Annotated in this window: 21 protein-coding genes; 10 read left to right on the top strand and 11 right to left on the bottom strand. The window is 61.2% G+C overall.

What is annotated here, in order from left to right; genetic code table 11:
• Positions 1-9 precede the first annotated feature (9 nt).
• Positions 10-477 carry a GNAT family N-acetyltransferase gene (locus tag ACQKP1_RS08265; protein WP_427274899.1) on the bottom strand — a complete coding sequence of 156 codons (468 nt, stop codon included), beginning with the start codon at positions 475-477 and terminating at the stop codon, positions 10-12.
• Between the two features lie 57 nt (positions 478-534).
• Between ACQKP1_RS08265 and ACQKP1_RS08260 the strand changes: the two genes are divergently transcribed.
• Positions 535-969 (top strand): hypothetical protein, encoded by a 435-nt coding sequence (locus ACQKP1_RS08260; RefSeq protein ID WP_427274898.1) that lies wholly within the window; start codon positions 535-537, stop codon positions 967-969.
• A 27-nt stretch (positions 970-996) separates the two neighbouring features.
• On the opposite strand, the gene ACQKP1_RS08255 is transcribed toward ACQKP1_RS08260, so the two are convergent.
• Positions 997-1,494 (bottom strand): GNAT family N-acetyltransferase, encoded by a 498-nt coding sequence (locus tag ACQKP1_RS08255; protein ID WP_054150669.1) that lies wholly within the window; start codon positions 1,492-1,494, stop codon positions 997-999.
• Positions 1,495-1,500: 6 nt separating this feature from the next.
• A complete protein-coding gene (gene gatB / locus ACQKP1_RS08250; protein WP_427274897.1) occupies positions 1,501-3,006 on the bottom strand; it encodes an Asp-tRNA(Asn)/Glu-tRNA(Gln) amidotransferase subunit GatB in 1,506 nt (501 codons plus the stop codon).
• A 138-nt stretch (positions 3,007-3,144) separates the two neighbouring features.
• On the opposite strand from gatB, the gene ACQKP1_RS08245 reads away from it, so the two are divergent.
• Positions 3,145-3,480 (top strand): DUF1294 domain-containing protein, encoded by a 336-nt coding sequence (locus ACQKP1_RS08245; RefSeq protein WP_427274896.1) that lies wholly within the window; start codon positions 3,145-3,147, stop codon positions 3,478-3,480.
• Here the strand turns inward: ACQKP1_RS08245 and ACQKP1_RS08240 are convergent.
• Complete coding sequence (locus ACQKP1_RS08240; protein ID WP_203015171.1) at positions 3,477-3,986, bottom strand: GNAT family N-acetyltransferase; 510 nt, start codon at positions 3,984-3,986, stop codon at positions 3,477-3,479. The genes ACQKP1_RS08245 and ACQKP1_RS08240 overlap by 4 nt on opposite strands.
• Positions 3,987-4,260: 274 nt before the next feature.
• Here ACQKP1_RS08240 and ACQKP1_RS08235 point away from each other — a divergent pair, with 274 nt between their 5' ends.
• The 3 genes from ACQKP1_RS08235 to ACQKP1_RS08225 are packed head-to-tail and all read left to right on the top strand — an operon-like array spanning position 4,261 to position 5,067.
• Positions 4,261-4,518 carry a YjhX family toxin gene (locus tag ACQKP1_RS08235; protein WP_427274895.1) on the top strand — a complete coding sequence of 86 codons (258 nt, stop codon included), beginning with the start codon at positions 4,261-4,263 and terminating at the stop codon, positions 4,516-4,518.
• A gap of 26 nt (positions 4,519-4,544) precedes the next feature.
• On the top strand, positions 4,545-4,787 hold the full coding sequence (locus ACQKP1_RS08230; RefSeq protein WP_427274894.1) for a hypothetical protein: 243 nt from the start codon (positions 4,545-4,547) through the stop codon (positions 4,785-4,787).
• Positions 4,771-5,067, top strand: a complete 297-nt coding sequence (locus tag ACQKP1_RS08225; protein ID WP_427274893.1) for a type II toxin-antitoxin system RelE/ParE family toxin — start codon at positions 4,771-4,773, stop codon at positions 5,065-5,067. Before ACQKP1_RS08230 ends, ACQKP1_RS08225 begins: the two co-directional genes overlap by 17 nt.
• Positions 5,068-5,070: 3 nt before the next feature.
• Here the strand turns inward: ACQKP1_RS08225 and ACQKP1_RS08220 are convergent, their stop codons facing one another.
• The 4 genes from ACQKP1_RS08220 to ACQKP1_RS08205 form a co-directional block, all read right to left on the bottom strand.
• Positions 5,071-5,526, bottom strand: a complete 456-nt coding sequence (locus tag ACQKP1_RS08220; protein ID WP_427274892.1) for a GNAT family N-acetyltransferase — start codon at positions 5,524-5,526, stop codon at positions 5,071-5,073.
• A gap of 20 nt (positions 5,527-5,546) precedes the next feature.
• Positions 5,547-7,028, bottom strand: a complete 1,482-nt coding sequence (gatA, locus tag ACQKP1_RS08215; RefSeq protein WP_427274891.1) for an Asp-tRNA(Asn)/Glu-tRNA(Gln) amidotransferase subunit GatA — start codon at positions 7,026-7,028, stop codon at positions 5,547-5,549.
• Positions 7,029-7,104: 76 nt separating this feature from the next.
• Positions 7,105-7,392 (bottom strand): Asp-tRNA(Asn)/Glu-tRNA(Gln) amidotransferase subunit GatC, encoded by a 288-nt coding sequence (gatC, locus tag ACQKP1_RS08210; protein ID WP_076395817.1) that lies wholly within the window; start codon positions 7,390-7,392, stop codon positions 7,105-7,107.
• Positions 7,393-7,458: 66 nt separating this feature from the next.
• The gene (locus ACQKP1_RS08205; protein WP_203015152.1) at positions 7,459-8,163 is read right to left on the bottom strand and encodes a metal-dependent hydrolase; all 705 of its coding nucleotides are present in this window, start codon (positions 8,161-8,163) and stop codon (positions 7,459-7,461) included.
• A gap of 146 nt (positions 8,164-8,309) precedes the next feature.
• On the opposite strand from ACQKP1_RS08205, the gene ACQKP1_RS08200 reads away from it, so the two are divergent.
• Positions 8,310-8,609, top strand: a complete 300-nt coding sequence (locus ACQKP1_RS08200; RefSeq protein WP_427274890.1) for an alkylphosphonate utilization protein — start codon at positions 8,310-8,312, stop codon at positions 8,607-8,609.
• A gap of 13 nt (positions 8,610-8,622) precedes the next feature.
• Positions 8,623-9,120 carry a Holliday junction resolvase RuvX gene (ruvX, locus tag ACQKP1_RS08195; RefSeq protein WP_427274889.1) on the top strand — a complete coding sequence of 166 codons (498 nt, stop codon included), beginning with the start codon at positions 8,623-8,625 and terminating at the stop codon, positions 9,118-9,120.
• On the opposite strand, the gene ACQKP1_RS08190 is transcribed toward ruvX, so the two are convergent.
• Both ACQKP1_RS08190 and ACQKP1_RS08185 read right to left on the bottom strand, forming a co-directional pair.
• Complete coding sequence (locus ACQKP1_RS08190; RefSeq protein ID WP_427274888.1) at positions 9,054-9,389, bottom strand: DUF6105 family protein; 336 nt, start codon at positions 9,387-9,389, stop codon at positions 9,054-9,056. The two genes, ruvX and ACQKP1_RS08190, sit on opposite strands and share 67 nt — an antisense overlap.
• Positions 9,386-9,574 carry a hypothetical protein gene (locus ACQKP1_RS08185; RefSeq protein WP_427274887.1) on the bottom strand — a complete coding sequence of 63 codons (189 nt, stop codon included), beginning with the start codon at positions 9,572-9,574 and terminating at the stop codon, positions 9,386-9,388. The genes ACQKP1_RS08190 and ACQKP1_RS08185 overlap by 4 nt, the downstream gene beginning before the upstream one ends.
• A 200-nt stretch (positions 9,575-9,774) precedes the next feature.
• Between ACQKP1_RS08185 and ACQKP1_RS08180 the strand changes: the two genes are divergently transcribed.
• Positions 9,775-10,710, top strand: a complete 936-nt coding sequence (locus ACQKP1_RS08180) for an AEC family transporter (RefSeq protein ID WP_427274886.1) — start codon at positions 9,775-9,777, stop codon at positions 10,708-10,710.
• On the opposite strand, the gene ACQKP1_RS08175 is transcribed toward ACQKP1_RS08180, so the two are convergent.
• On the bottom strand, positions 10,692-12,335 hold the full coding sequence (locus ACQKP1_RS08175) for an acyl-CoA dehydrogenase family protein (RefSeq protein WP_427274885.1): 1,644 nt from the start codon (positions 12,333-12,335) through the stop codon (positions 10,692-10,694). The genes ACQKP1_RS08180 and ACQKP1_RS08175 overlap by 19 nt on opposite strands.
• A 215-nt stretch (positions 12,336-12,550) precedes the next feature.
• On the opposite strand from ACQKP1_RS08175, the gene ACQKP1_RS08170 reads away from it, so the two are divergent.
• Both ACQKP1_RS08170 and ACQKP1_RS08165 read left to right on the top strand, forming a co-directional pair.
• The gene (locus tag ACQKP1_RS08170; RefSeq protein WP_427274884.1) at positions 12,551-13,507 is read left to right on the top strand and encodes an aspartate carbamoyltransferase catalytic subunit; all 957 of its coding nucleotides are present in this window, start codon (positions 12,551-12,553) and stop codon (positions 13,505-13,507) included.
• Positions 13,504-14,796, top strand: coding sequence for a dihydroorotase (locus ACQKP1_RS08165; RefSeq protein WP_427274883.1), 1,293 nt, complete (start codon positions 13,504-13,506; stop codon positions 14,794-14,796). Before ACQKP1_RS08170 ends, ACQKP1_RS08165 begins: the two co-directional genes overlap by 4 nt.
• The last annotated feature ends 14 nt before the right edge of the window (positions 14,797-14,810 follow it).

The raw sequence follows: 14,810 nt of genomic DNA, 5'->3' as shown, positions 1-14,810 counted from the left end.
GCACCCCCGTCATTTCAGCTTCAACTTGAAGCCGATATGGGAAGGTGTGAAGCCGAGCCGCTCATAGAAACGATGGGCATCCTTGCGCACGGCATTTGACGTCAGCTGAACGAGGCGCATGCCGTCCCTGCGGGCTTTCTCGATGGCGAAACCGATCATGGCGGCACCAATGCCCCTGCCCCGCATGTCAGCGCGGGTCTGAACCGCTTCAATGATCAGCGAGGAAGAGCCGCGCGCCGTCATTGTCGTGGTGACCATCGTCTGGAAGGTACCGACCACCTGACCGTCAAGTTCCGCGACATAGAGCGTCTCGTTTGGAGACGCGGCAATCTTCCGAAAAGCGGCGCGATAACAGGGCAAGGCCTCAGGATCGGTCGTGTCGCCATGGCCGCCCAAGGGATCATCGACGAAGAGGGAGACGATCGCCTCCAGATCATTCTCGGTGGCTTCCCGGATCCATGTCGAATGCGCTTGCATGCTGCCCCCGCTATTGCGCTAGTCTTGCTCTCCATAGCGATCCCGGGGGACCTCTTGATGACAGCCATGCGACGATTTCTGACTATTCTGTGCGTAACGCTTTCGACTGTGGCGGTTCAAGCTCAGGAGGGCGGGCGCAAGGCGATCGCCTATGTGCAGGCACCGGAGATGAGCTCGGGGCTCTGCGCGGAAAAGGATGCGGCCAGCGCCATCGACTGCGCCGTCAAACAGTGCCTCGAGGGCGGCGGGACGGTGGAGGCCTGCGTGGTGAATGCCGTCTGCTATCCGGGCAATTGGAGCGTCGATGTCTTCATGATGGCGGACGGCGGGCCGCACTGGCACCAGTTTTCCTGCGGCTGGCAGTCGAAGGAATTGGCACTGAAGGCGGCCGAGCTTGCCTGCAGCAATGCACAGGAGAGCGGATTGATCGAATGCACCGCCGTGCAGTTGATCGACGAGGACGGCACGGTGACCGAACCGCCGTTCAACTGACGCCTGCGCCAGCAACAAGAAAGCCGCTCACTTGAGCGGCTTTTCCATGATCACCGCTTCGATCCCGCTGTCGGGACCGCCGCAATTCTTCGTCCTGTCGACCTCGACGAAATCATGCGCCTCGTAGAAGGCGATGGCGCCGGCATTCTGCGGCTCGACTTCAAGCCGCAAAATCTCAGCATCCGGGAAGCAGGTCTCGATCTCGGCAAAGAGATCCCGACCTATGCCTTGGCGCTGATGGTCGGGATGCACATAGAGCTGGTGCAGGATTGCGGTCTTGGTCAGCTTTTCGGAGATCGCAGCAAAAGCCATGCCGCCGATCCGCTTGCCGTCGTCGGCGACGAGATATTCGCCGCCTTTGACGTGGATGCGCCGCTTGATCTCGGCCGGCGAGTGCCAGGCGGCGATCAACTCGGCAACCTTGGCCGGTCCGTAGAACCGGTCATAGGTCGCGTGGAAACTCTGCGTCAGCAGGGCGCGGAGCGGTTCGACATCCCGATCGTTGGCCGTACGGACGAAGAACACCGGTGCTTACTCCTCTGGCAGGCCAAGCTTGGCCTTGACCAGTGCCTGAACCGCCTGGGGGTTGGCCTTGCCGCCGGTCGCCTTCATGACCTGGCCGACAAACCAGCCGGCGAGCGTCGGCTTGGCCAGCACCTTGGCGACTTGGTCCGGGTTGGCCGCGATGATCTCGTCGACAGCCTTTTCGATGGCGCCGGTGTCGGTCACTTGCTTCATGCCGCGCGCTTCGACGATCTCGGCCGGATCGCCGCCCTCGTTCCAGACGATCTCGAAGAGGTCCTTGGCAATCTTGCCGGAGATGGTCTCGGCCTTGATGAGGTCGATGATGCCGCCGAGCTGGGCGGGCGAAACCGGAGTCTCTTCAATGGCTTTGCCGGCTTTGTTCAAGGCGCCCAGTAGGTCGTTGATGACCCAGTTGGCGGCCGTCTTGCCGTCACGGCCTTCTGCCACGGCTTCGAAATAGTCGGCGATTGCCTTTTCCGAGACGAGCACGGACGCGTCGTAGACGGAGAGACCAAGCTCCGACACGAAACGGGCCTTCTTGTCGTCGGGCAGTTCTGGCAGATCCTTCTTCAGGTTCTCGATATAGGCATCATCGAATTCGAGCGGCAGCAGGTCCGGATCGGGGAAGTAACGATAGTCATGCGCATCTTCCTTGGAGCGCATCGAGCGGGTCTCGCCCCTGCCCGGATCGAAAAGACGGGTTTCCTGGTCTATCGTGCCGCCATCCTCGATGATCGCGATCTGGCGACGGGCTTCGTATTCGATGGCCTGGCCGATGAAGCGGATCGAGTTGACGTTCTTGATCTCGCAGCGCGTGCCGAATTCGCCACCCGGCTTGCGTACGGAGACGTTGACGTCGGCGCGCATCGAGCCCTCGTCCATGTTGCCGTCGCAGGTACCGAGGTAACGCACGATCGAGCGCAGCTTGGTCATGTAGGCCTTGGCTTCGTCCGAGGAGCGCATGTCAGGCTTCGACACGATTTCCATCAAGGCGACGCCCGAGCGGTTCAGGTCGACATAGGACATGGTCGGATGCTGGTCGTGCATCGACTTGCCGGCATCCTGTTCCAGATGCAGGCGTTCGATGCCGATCTCGATATCCTCGAAATTGCCCTGGCGGTCGGGTCCGAGCGAGATGATGATCTTGCCTTCGCCGACGATCGGATCCTTGAACTGCGAGATCTGGTAGCCCTGCGGCAGGTCCGGATAGAAGTAGTTCTTGCGGTCGAAGATCGAGCGCTTGTTGATCTGGGCCTTGAGGCCAAGACCGGTGCGCACGGCCTGGGCCACGCATTCCTCGTTGATCACGGGCAGCATGCCAGGCATGGCGGCATCGACGAGCGAAACGTTGGAATTCGGCGCATTGCCGAAGACCGTCGAAGCGCCGGAGAACAGCTTGGAATTCGACCGCACCTGGGCATGGACCTCCATGCCGATAATGACTTCCCAATCACCGGTGGCACCGGGAATGAAGCGTTTCGGATCGGGTGTGCGGGTGTCTACCAGGGTCATCTGATGCTCGTGTCATGCGTGGACGTGTTGCCTCGTGAGGTAGAGCAATTGCGCAGAAGGTGCAAGACTTGTGGGATGTTGGCAACGCGACCCTCCGTTGACGGAAAAGGCAGAAAGACCGAGTAGACTTCGGTCGACATGACAATCGATGCCATCCTCACCCTGCTTGCGATCTTTGCCCTTTGGAACGGGATCGTGTTCCTCGTCTATGCCTTCGACAAGATGGCGGCGACGCAAGGGGCTTGGCGCGTGCGGGAAGATACCCTCATCCTGCTTGCGGTTTTCGGCGGCGGCCTGGGTGCCTTCGCCTGTCAGCGGCTCCTGCGTCACAAGACGCGGAAAGGGGCTTTCCCTGTACTGCTGCCGCTGATGGCGGGGCTGCACCTCACCATCGTCCTGCTGATCGCGCTCGTTCCAGATGCAGTCCTTCAGGCGGTGGACGAGGCTGCTCTACTTCTTAACCGGCGGATTTAGAATTCCTGGCCATAGCCGCTGCCGCCGGCTTCAGACAGCGATTTGGAAAGGCCAACGGACTGCACGTCGCGATCGAGCTTGGGATTATAGCTGACGGTCAGCCAGTTCACCTGGTAACCCTTTCTTTCGAAAAACTTCAGTGCATCGCTGTTCATCGCATGGGTCTGAAGGCGGGCGAGCGGGATGCCTTGTGCCCTGAGTTCATCCTCGACCGCCTCAAGCAAGGCAGTGCCGAGCCCCTGGCCTTCCAGATCCGGCTCGATCCAGAAATCGGTGATGTTTTCATCCATGTCTTCGCGCGCCGCCCAACCGGCGGGCACGCCGGAGACTTCGACGACAGTTATGGTGATCCAGCCGTCTTCCGCGAAGCGCGCAAAAGCGTCCCGTGCATTGGCCGCCATTTCCTCCGCCTCGCCGACGGACGCCATGGCCTTGCGCCAGGCGCGCATGCCGATCTCCGTCAGCAGCCTTGCATCGTCCTGTCGTGCCTTGCGGATCGTGACCATCCTCACCTCTTTGTTGGCGACAGTAAAACATCGGTGATGATTCTTGGCCAGAGCGTGTGACATTGCGGTCATCGACGCCCCGCGGTGCGTCGTGATATGAGGACACCGTCTACAGGAGTTTTGATGTTCGGTTTGTCCGAGACCCGGTAAAGGCCCTGCCCGCGCCCCTTCGAGGGAGCGATCGGCCAGGGCCAGAAAACGAAGCCCCGACGCCTTCAGGCGCCGGACCCGTTTTCATGCGCGCTACGCAGCGCGTTTCTCCGGACATCTCATCATGGACATTTCACGCTCAGACCAGCGTATCCTTCATCTCATGGCCCAAGGCGGCTGGATCGAACTCCACCGCGACGAGAGACGCAAGATCTATAAGGCCTTGTGCTTCTCCCGCGACGGCTGGATTTATCCCGGCTTCGACCTCGAGCTTTTCCGCAGGCTGAAACGCCTGAAGGCGATCAGCTCGAAAGAGGGCAAGCCCTATCGGATTACCGAACGAGGCTTGAGGCTCGTCAGGGCCGAGCTGAATAATAGGTGAGCTTGCGGCCGGCACCGCCGAACGCGATGCCGGCCCGCATCGATCCAGTTGGCCCCGATTCCAAGTTGCGCTATTGTCCTTCTATGGCTAAACCGAAATCAAAAGATCCAGAAGACATCGACTTCGCTCCGCAGTCTGCGAACGCGTCTCCGGCAGAACATGAAGCCTGGAAGGTGAAGAAGATAACCAACGCCCTCAAGCAGTGCGAGGATCGAGAAACGATGATCCCGGCCGCCGAGGTTTGGGAGCGCTTTGGCTTTGAACGTTAAGTTCTCACCACAAGCGAATGCAGATCTGATCGCCATTCATGCGTATATCTCCGACCGAGACAAACTTGCTGCCGACAGGATTCTGTCGCGTCTTCGACAGGCCACCGAAACACTTGGGCATTATCCGATGCTCTGCCGACCGGGTTCTGTCGCCGGCACTCGCGAGTTTCCGGTGCACGGGCTCCCCTACACGATCATTTATCGAATGGTCTCAACCGCACAACTCGACATAGTGACAGTTCTCCATCAGCGCTTGCTTTATCCGCCATCGGAAGACTGAGGGTCAAAACACCAGCTGCATCTTCACCTTGTCGACCGCCATTCCCATGGACGGCGAATTCTGCATGCCGCGCCAGAAGATAGTGAAGCCCAGATCCTTGTAAAGCCGGATTGCGCCTTCGTTGGCGGCATGCGTGTCAATCCGCGCTCGCTTCAAACCTTCGGCGCGCATCTCGCGCAGGAGCCTCGAGACGAGCGCCGAGCCGATGCCGAGACCCTGATGGGCGGGGCTCACCCAGAGATCGGAGATGTAGTCGCGCGCACCGTCACGGGCGATCCAGCCAGCAATCTCGTCGCCGAGCTCGCCGACGGTGATCAGGCTGTAATGCTCCTGGGCAAAACGGCGGAAGCTCAGGCGAATGCGAACCATCATGTCGACGCCGAAGGCATTCAGCACGGGGTTCGCAGCCCAGGCGTCGAAACCGACGCGGCCGACGCTGTCCGCATCGGCCGCTGTCATGTCACGGATGACGAAGTCCTTTACCACCACTTGGCCGGCGTGAACTTGCCGGCAGCCTGTTCGATGACATGAGCCGTTTTGAAGAGGGTTTCCTCCTCGAAGGGCTTGCCGATGACCTGAAGACCGAGTGGTAGGCCCTTGGCATCGAGGCCGGCGGGAACCGAGATGCCCGGCAGACCGGCCATGTTCAGCGTGATGCTGAAGACGTCCTGCTGGTACATCTTGACCGGATCGGCCGCGAGTTCCTTGTCGCCGATCGCAAAGGCAGACGACGGCGTGATCGGCGTCAGGATTGCGTCGACGCCGGCTTCGAAGGCGAGTTCGAAGTCGCGCTTGATCAGCGTGCGGACCTTCTGGGCCTTCAGATAGTAGGCGTCGTAATAGCCGGCAGACAGCACATAGGTCCCGATCATGATGCGGCGCTGGACTTCCTTGCCGAAGCCTGCGGCCCGGGTCTTCTCGTACATGTCGACGATGTCCTTGCCGTCGACGCGCAGACCGTAACGAACGCCGTCATAGCGGGCGAGGTTCGACGAGGCTTCGGCGGGTGCCACGATGTAATAGGCCGGCAGCGCGTATTTCGTGTGCGGCAGGGAAATGTCGACGATCTCGGCGCCGGCCTCCTTGAGCCAGGCAATGCCCTGCTGCCAGAGGGCCAGGACCTCTTCTGACATGCCTTCGATATGGTATTCCTTGGGAATGCCGATCTTCATGCCCTTCACCGAGCCGCCGATGGCCTTTTCGTAGTCCGGAACTGGCAGGTCGACAGAAGTCGTGTCCTTCGGGTCAACGCTGGCCATGGATTTCAGAAGGATCGCAGCATCGCGGACGTCGCGGGCGATGGGACCGGCCTGATCGAGCGACGAGGCAAATGCGACGATGCCGAAACGCGAGCAGCGGCCGTAAGTCGGCTTGATGCCGACGGTGCCGGTGAGAGCAGCCGGCTGGCGGATCGAGCCGCCGGTGTCGGTTGCCGTGGCACCGGCGCAGAGATGCGCGGCAACGGCTGCAGCAGAGCCACCGGAGGAGCCGCCTGGAACCAGCTTCTCATCCGACCCCTTGGCCTTCCACGGGTTAACGGCAGGACCGTAATAGGAGCTCTCGTTCGACGAGCCCATGGCGAATTCGTCCATGTTGAGCTTGCCGAGCATAACGGCGCCGGCATCCCAGAGGTTCTGGGTCACGGTCGATTCATACTTCGGCTTGAAGCCGTCGAGGATGTGGCTGCAGGCCTGGGTATGCACGTCGCGGGTGGCGTAAAGATCCTTGACGCCGAGCGGAATGCCTTCGAGCACGCCGGCCTTGCCGTCTGCGATGCGGGCGTCGGATGCCTTCGCCATCTCACGAGCGACATCCGGGGTCACGGCGACATAGGCGTTCAGATCGGTATTCGCACCCTCAATCGCGGCGAGATAGGCGTCCGTCAGTTCGACGGCCTTGATCTCCTTGGCGGCGAGTTTCGCGCGGGCTTCGGCGATGGTGAGGCTGATCAATTCGCTCATGGCAGGTTCACTTCAAACTGTCGGTGGGCCGGCAGGCCCTGATAATCGGGAGGCGCTCAGGGTTCGGTCAGGCGTCTTATTCGACGACCTTCGGCACCTGGAAGAAATTGCGATCGGTGGCCGGCGCATTGGCGACGATGTCGTCGGCCTTGTTGCCGTCGGTGACGACATCTTCACGCTTCTTCATGGCCATGGGGGTCACCGAGGTCATCGGCTCGACACCGGTCACGTCCACTTCGTTCAACTGCTCGACGAAACCGAGAATGCCATTCAATTCTCCGGTCATGCGTGCGGCATCCTCTTCGCTGACAGCGATGCGGGCAAGGCGCGCGACGCGCTTGACGGTGGCGAGGTCAACAGACATGGCATTCTCCGGATAAGCTGTTTTCTTCGCTATAATGGCCGTCAAGCGCTGAGGCAACGGGGTTTGTCAGACCTCGATGGCCGTGCCGGCCTGCGGAGTCGCCACACGGGTGCGCGTTCCATCCATGCCGGCGACAAATTTCTCCGGCGTCTGGTCGATGATCGGGAAGGACCCGTAGTGGCAGGGGATCGCCGTCTTGAAGTCGAAGAAGCGCTGGCAGGCCAGTGCTGCCACTGCACCGCCCATGGTGAAGCGGTCGCCGATCGGGACGATTCCGACATCGGGCTGGTGCAATTCGTGGATCAGCTTCATGTCGGAAAAGATATCGGTGTCGCCCATGTGGAGCACTGAAGCTTCGTCGTCGAAATGCAGCATCAGGCCGTTGGCGTTGCCAAGCGCGTGCGACACGCCGTCTTCGGTGATCTGAGCGGAGGAATGCAGCGCATTGGTGAAGGTCACCGTAAAGCCCTCGAAATGGATGGTGCCGCCGGTGTTGCCCATTTCCAGCTTGTCGACACCCTTGGATCCAAGCCAGGCGGCGAGATCGGCATTGGCAAGCACCGTGGCGCCGGTTTCCTGCGCTAGCTGCACCGTATCGCCGACATGGTCGCCGTGACCGTGGGTGAGCAGGATGTGCGTCACACCCTTGGTCATGTCCTTGCGGTCGAGACCTGCGAAGCCAGGATTATGGGTGAGGAAGGGATCGATAAGGATCGAGGCCTTGGCCGAGTCGAGACGGAAGGCGGCGTGGCCGAGCCAGGTGATTTTCATGCGTTGAGTCTCCGGTCCTTGATATCGTTCGCAATATATGGCGAGGCGCTCCGTCGGCAACGGTCGCGCCGAGTTGCTTCTATGCCTATGCTGGTCTAAGCGACCAGCATGACAGCCGTAGCGCTGAGTGCAAGAAAGGAACCACCATGGCCGATGACGACTACGTGTATGACGAGGCGACCGGCGAATGGCGTCCAGCGTCCGAAGTGGCAGCGGCAGCCGCGGCCGCCAAGCCCGTCGCCCGTGACGCGTCCGGGACCGAACTTGCCGATGGCGATTCGGTGGTGCTGATCAAGGATCTCAAGGTGAAGGGTGCCGGCCAGACGCTGAAGCAGGGCACGGTTATCCGCTCGATCAGGCTGACGGATGATGCCGAGGAAATCGACTGCCGCTTTGACGGGATCAAGGGTCTGGTGCTCAGAACCGAATTCGTACGCAAGCGTTGATCGGCGAGACAAGATGGCCACGCTGACGATCGAGGAACTGGCAGAACGGTTGAAACCCGGCGAGGCGATCGCGGGGCTCGACCTGGGAACGAAGACAATCGGGCTTTCGGCATCCGATCTCGGCCGGCGCTTTGCCACCCCTCGCCCCGTGATCAAGCGGGTGAAATTCACGCAGGACGCGGAGGTTCTGCTCGCCTTTGCGGCGAAGGAGAAGATTGCCGCCTTCGTCATCGGCCTGCCGGTCAACATGGATGGTTCGTCGGGCCCTCGCGTCCAGGCGACACGGGCCTTCGTGCGCTCGATGTCGGAAAAGACCGATATCCCCTTCGTCTACTGGGACGAGCGGCTGTCGACGGTCGCGGCCGAAAGAGCGCTTCTGGAAATGGATGTCTCCAGGGCCAAGCGCAGCGAGCGGATCGATTCCGCCGCTGCGAGCTTCATTCTTCAGGGAGCGCTCGACAGGCTCTCCGGGCTTGCCCGCACCTCGGATAATTCCGCCGACTTCGCCTGACGGGCGGCCCACCAGGCCTTGATCTGCTTGCGGCGGCGAAAGCCGATGATCGCAAACAGAATCAGGCTATCGACGATGATCGCGCGCAGCACCAGCGGCGGGATTGTTTCGGGCGCAATGCCGAGGACGTTGCCATAGATCTGGAAGACCAGATCATGGGCGTCCCGCGTCAGCATGAAGATGCCGAAGCTCATGTTGTAGTAGGACAGACCGTACCAGGCGCCCAGGATCGTGATGGGCAAAGCCCACAAGAGCAGAAGTGTCTTCATGCCGTTTCCGCCTTTTGATCGAACGACAAATCATTTGTCGCCGGCCAGTTTTCCACCAGCCATTTCAGGGAAGCCATGACGGTCAGCACGGCGGCCGGGAAGGCGATATCGAGCGCCAGCCCCGAGAAAAATACCATCATCATGATGGTTGCCACCGGTCGTGCAACAAGCGCGTCCGTCACCACTTCACCCTTTAACGTCTGTCCCGTGCAAAAGGTGGCCTGTTCGGCACGAACACGCAACGTAAACCCTTTGTTAAGGTTAACGCCGCCTGTGGATGAGCAGTTACAGCCACTTGGCCGAAAATGTCGTCGGGACACGATTTTCGATTGAAAGCAGGGGGTGCCAGGACTACCCCTCCCCTGCCCGCCATCCAGGACCCGCCATGCTCATCATATTCGAAAGCATTCTGCCGATCTTCCTGCTCGTGATTCTCGGCGTCGTGTTGAAGCGCACCACGCTCATCAACGAGAGCTTCTGGAGCGGGCTGGAGCAGTTCGGCTATTTCGTTTTGTTTCCGGCGCTGCTCTTCCAGACACTGTCGACCACGGACTTCTCGGCACTCGACAGCGGTAGCGTCGGACTGGTTTCCCTGCTCGCGGTCGGTGTCATGACCGCACTCGTTCTTGCGATCTGGCCGCTTCTCAAGTCGCGCGGCATGAGCGAACCTTCCTACACCTCGGTATTCCAGACATCGACGCGCTGGAACGGCTTCATGGCGCTCGCCATTGCGGAGAAGTTGACGGGACAGATGGGCCTGTCCGTCATCGCCATCATCATGGCGTCGATCATCATACCGCTCAACCTCATCAATGTCGGGGTGATGGTCTGGTTCTCCGGCAAGAGTCGGGGTCTGAAGACCTTCGTCGTCAGGATCATCACCAATCCGATCATCATCGGTGCCTTGCTGGGTGTGCTCGTGAATTTTGCAGGGATTTCGATCTACGCACCTGTCATGACCGCGGTCGACCTGATTGCCAGCGCTTCGCTCGGGCTGGGTCTAGTGACCGTCGGCGCAGGTCTGCGTGTCGCGGATGCCCTCAAACCGAGGCCGAGCGTGTTGATGACGGTCGTGCTGAAGCTCCTGGTGTTCCCGGCCGTCGCAGTGCTGCTCGCGCTTGCCTTCGGTCTCTCAGGCGAAATCCTCGTGATGATCGCGCTGGGTGCCGCGGTTCCGACCGCCATGAATGGCTATGTGCTCGCCAAGCAGATGGGTGGCGATGCCGATCTCTATGCGGCAGCGGCCACCGTGCAGACCGTCGCTGCCTTCTTCACCATCCCCGTCGTGCTCTATCTCGCCGGTCAGGCAGCCGGCGGATAGAGAAGATCGAGCACGTAACGCGAATCGAAACGCGCATCGAGCACGCCATAGGTATGGCGCCAGCCACCGGCGAGACGTGATTCGAGGAAGGCATCGGCGATCTTGCCGGCACCCAGCCGGTAGAGCTCGGCGGCACCGGCCGCGAGCGCCAGCTGCTCGATGAGCAGACGGCCGGCGGCTTCGTCGCGTTCCGCAAGCGCCGTTGCAGCACGCAAGACTTCGACGGTCTTCTTGCCGGAGGGGCCGAGATCGCGCTCAAGCCCGGCAAACAGCGTTTCGAAGAGATCCTTGCCGCGGCTCAGCACGCGCAGAACATCGAGCGCCATGACATTGCCGGAACCTTCCCAGATCGCATTGACCGGTGCTTCGCGATAATGCCGGGCGATCGGGCGCTCCTCGACATAACCGTTGCCGCCGATGCATTCCATGGCCTCGTAGATCAGCCCGGGGGCGATCTTGCAGATCCAGTATTTGGCGACCGGCGTCATGACGCGGGCATAGGCCGCATCAATGGGGCTTTCCCGCGCCTTGTCGAAGCTGTCAGCCAAGCGGAAGGCAAGTGCGGTGGCTGCTGCAACATCAAGCGCCATATCGGCCAGGACACGGGTCATCATCGGCTGGTCGATGAGGTTTTTGCCGAAGACCGCGCGGCCGCGCACGTGATGCACGGCTTCGGCCATCGAGGCACGCATAATGCCGGCAGAGGAAAGCGCGCAGTCAAGGCGCGTCAGCGTCACCATGTCGAGGATAGTGCGTACGCCATCGCCGGGCGTGCCGAGCAGGAAACCGAAGGTCTCGGAGAATTCGACCTCGGAAGAGGCGTTGGAGCGATTGCCGAGCTTGTCCTTCAGGCGCTGGAATTCCAGCCCGTTGGCAGAACCGTCTTCGAGCAGGCGCGGCACCAGGAAGCAGCCCATGCCATCCTTGGTCTGGGCGAGCATGACGAAGGCGTCGCTCATCGGGGCCGACATGAACCACTTGTGGCCAGCCAGACGGTAGATCCCCTCGCCCACCCGTTCGCCGGTCGTGGTGTTGGCGCGGACATCCGTGCCGCCCTGCTTTTCGGTCATGCCCATGCCGATGGTAACGGCACTCTTCTGCATCGGCGGCTTGTTGCTGCTGTCGTATTTTCGCGACAGGATACGTGGTGTCCATTCCTTCTGGACAGCCGGCGATGCGACAAGGGCTGCGACCGAAGCGCTGGTCATGGTGAGTGGGCAAAGATGGCCCGATTCGAGCTGGGCCGTCAGGAAGAAGCGGACGGCACGGGCCTTGTGTTCATGGCCACGGGCTTCCGGCGCATTTTCCCAGACGGAAGAATGCAGGCCCGACGCCATCGAACGGCGCATCAGGGCATGCCAGGCTGGATGAAACTCGACGACGTCGAGACGTTCGCCGCGTACGCCATGGGTTCTCAGCTGCGGCGGGCTGGCATTCGCCATGCGCGCCAGCTCCTGTGCTTCCGGCGAAGTCACGTATTTGCCAATGACGTCGTATTCCTCGCGCAGGGGGCGTGACAGCGACGAGGTCAGATCGACAAGGAGCGGATCGGCGCGGTAGGCATTGATGCCGGACCAGGGCTTGGGCTGGTTCAGCGCTGCGAGTTTTTCTTCAGTCCGGTTCATCAATCCTGCCGATCTTGAGAGGAGACATGCGCTGGCTCGCCAACGCTTCGTCTTCGTCATCCATTACGGTTGGAGCATCCAGGGCGAAACCGCCGATGTTCCCTACCGTCCATTCGCTCCTATTACATGGGGACCGTGCGTCAATCCACCTAGCATGTGCTTGCCGGGTCCGATCCCACACTTTATAGACCGCGTGACATCTCAGGAGGACGTCCATGGTCTTCTTTCCCCATCGCCATCTCATCGGCATCAAGGGCCTTACCGAGCAGGACATCACGTTCCTGTTGGACAAGGCAGACGAAGCCGTCAAAATCAGCCGCCAGCGGGAGAAGAAGACTTCCACGCTGAGGGGCCTCACCCAGATCAACCTCTTTTTCGAAGCCTCGACGCGGACGCAAGCCTCGTTCGAGCTGGCTGGCAAACGCCTTGGCGCCGACGTAATGAACATGTCGGTCGGAAATTCATCCGTCAAAAAGGGTGAGACGCTGATCGACACGGCCATGACGCTGAACGCCATGCGGCCTGATGTGCTCGTGGTGCGCCATTCTTCGGCGGGCGCTGCCGCGCTTCTGTCGCAAAAGGTCGCCTGCTCGGTGGTCAATGCCGGTGACGGGCAGCACGAGCATCCGACCCAGGCGCTGCTCGATGCGCTCACCATCCGCCGTGCCAAGGGCAAGCTGTCGCGCATCATCGTCGCGATCTGCGGTGACGTCCTGCATTCGCGCGTCGCGCGCTCCAACATCCTGCTGCTCAATGCCATGGGCGCCCGCGTCCGGGTCGTGGCACCGGCGACGCTTCTGCCCGCCGGCATCGCCGACATGGGCTGCGAGGTCTTCCACGACATGAAGGAAGGTCTCAAAGATGCTGATGTCGTGATGATGCTGCGTCTGCAGCGCGAGCGCATGTCCGGCTCCTTCGTTCCTTCGGTGCGTGAGTATTTCCATTTCTACGGGCTCGACTCCGAAAAGCTGAAGGCAGCCAAGGAGGATGCGCTTGTAATGCATCCGGGTCCGATGAACCGTGGCGTCGAGATAGCGTCTGAAGTCGCCGACGGTCCGCAGAGCGTGATTGAAAGCCAGGTGGAAATGGGCGTCGCCGTGCGGATGGCCGTGATGGAGACGCTGCTGGTCTCGCAGAACCAGGGACCGCGTTCGGAGGGAATGGGCGCATGAGAAAGCCTCTCGTTCTCAAGAATGTCCGGATCGTCGACCCCTCACGCACGCTCGACGAAGTCGGCACCATTATCGTCGGTCATGACGGGCTGATCCTCGCTTCTGGCGCCGATGCCCAGAACCAGGGGTCACCCGAAGGTGCGGAGATCCGAGACTGCCGCGGGCTGACCGCCGCTCCGGGGCTCGTCGATGCCCGCGTCTTCGTTGGCGAACCGGGTGCCGAACATCGCGAGACGATTGCGTCGGCAAGCCGGGCGGCAGCGGCCGGTGGCATCACCTCCTTCATCATGATGCCGGAGACGGATCCCGTCATCGACGACATCGCGCTCGTCGAGTTCGTCAAGAAGACGGCGCGTGATACGGCAAGCGTCAACGTCTATCCGGCAGCCGCTCTGACCAAGGGCATGACCAGCGCCGAGATGACCGAAATGGGTCTGTTGCAGCAGGCCGGCGCGATTGCTTTCACCAATGGCCGCTACGGGCTGAACGATACGCAGGTGCTGCGCCGTGCGATGACCTACGCCCGCGAATTCGGCGCCGTGATCGCGCTCGAAACGCGGGAGAAGTATCTGGCTGCCAATGGCGTCATGAACGAGGGACTGCTCGCAAGCTGGCTCGGGCTCGGCGGTATTCCGCGCGAGACCGAACTCATTCCGCTGGAGCGCGATCTCAGGATCGCGGCGCTGACGCGGGCCAAGTATCATGCCTCGCAGATCTCGATCCCGGAATCGGTCGAGGCTATCGAACTCGGGCGCAAGCGCGGCGCCAAGGTCACCTGCGGCATCTCGATCAATCACCTGAGCCTGAACGAAAACGACATCGGCGAATACAGGACCTTCTTCAAGCTCTATCCGCCGCTGCGCTCGGAAGACGATCGCATGGCGATGGTCGATGCGCTGGCCAAGGGCCAGATAGACATCATCGTTTCCTCGCATGATCCTCAGGACGTCGATACCAAGCGCCTGCCTTTCGGCGAGGCCGCCGATGGCGCAATCGGCCTGGAGACCATGCTCTCGGCAGCCCTTCGTCTACACCATGCAGGCCAGGTGCCGCTGATGCGGCTCATCGATGCCATGTCGACGAGGCCAGCTGAAATCTTCGGCCTTCCCGGTGGCACGCTGAAGCCGGGAGCTCACGGCGACATCGCGCTTGTCGATCTCGACGAGCCGTGGCTTGTGTCGCGCGACAGTCTTCTTGCACGCTCGAAGAACACGCCTTTCGAAGATGCGCGCTTCTCGGGCCGGGCCGTTGCAACCTATGTTGCAGGCCAGTGCGTCCACTCGCTCTAGACCAAAGGGGACAG

The sequence above is a fragment of the Allorhizobium sp. NPDC080224 genome (genome assembly GCF_050281005.1).
Lineage (GTDB): Bacteria > Pseudomonadota > Alphaproteobacteria > Rhizobiales > Rhizobiaceae > Allorhizobium.
The sequence above is the reverse complement of the archived record's forward strand: the minus strand, read 5'-3'. Positions and strand labels throughout refer to the sequence as shown.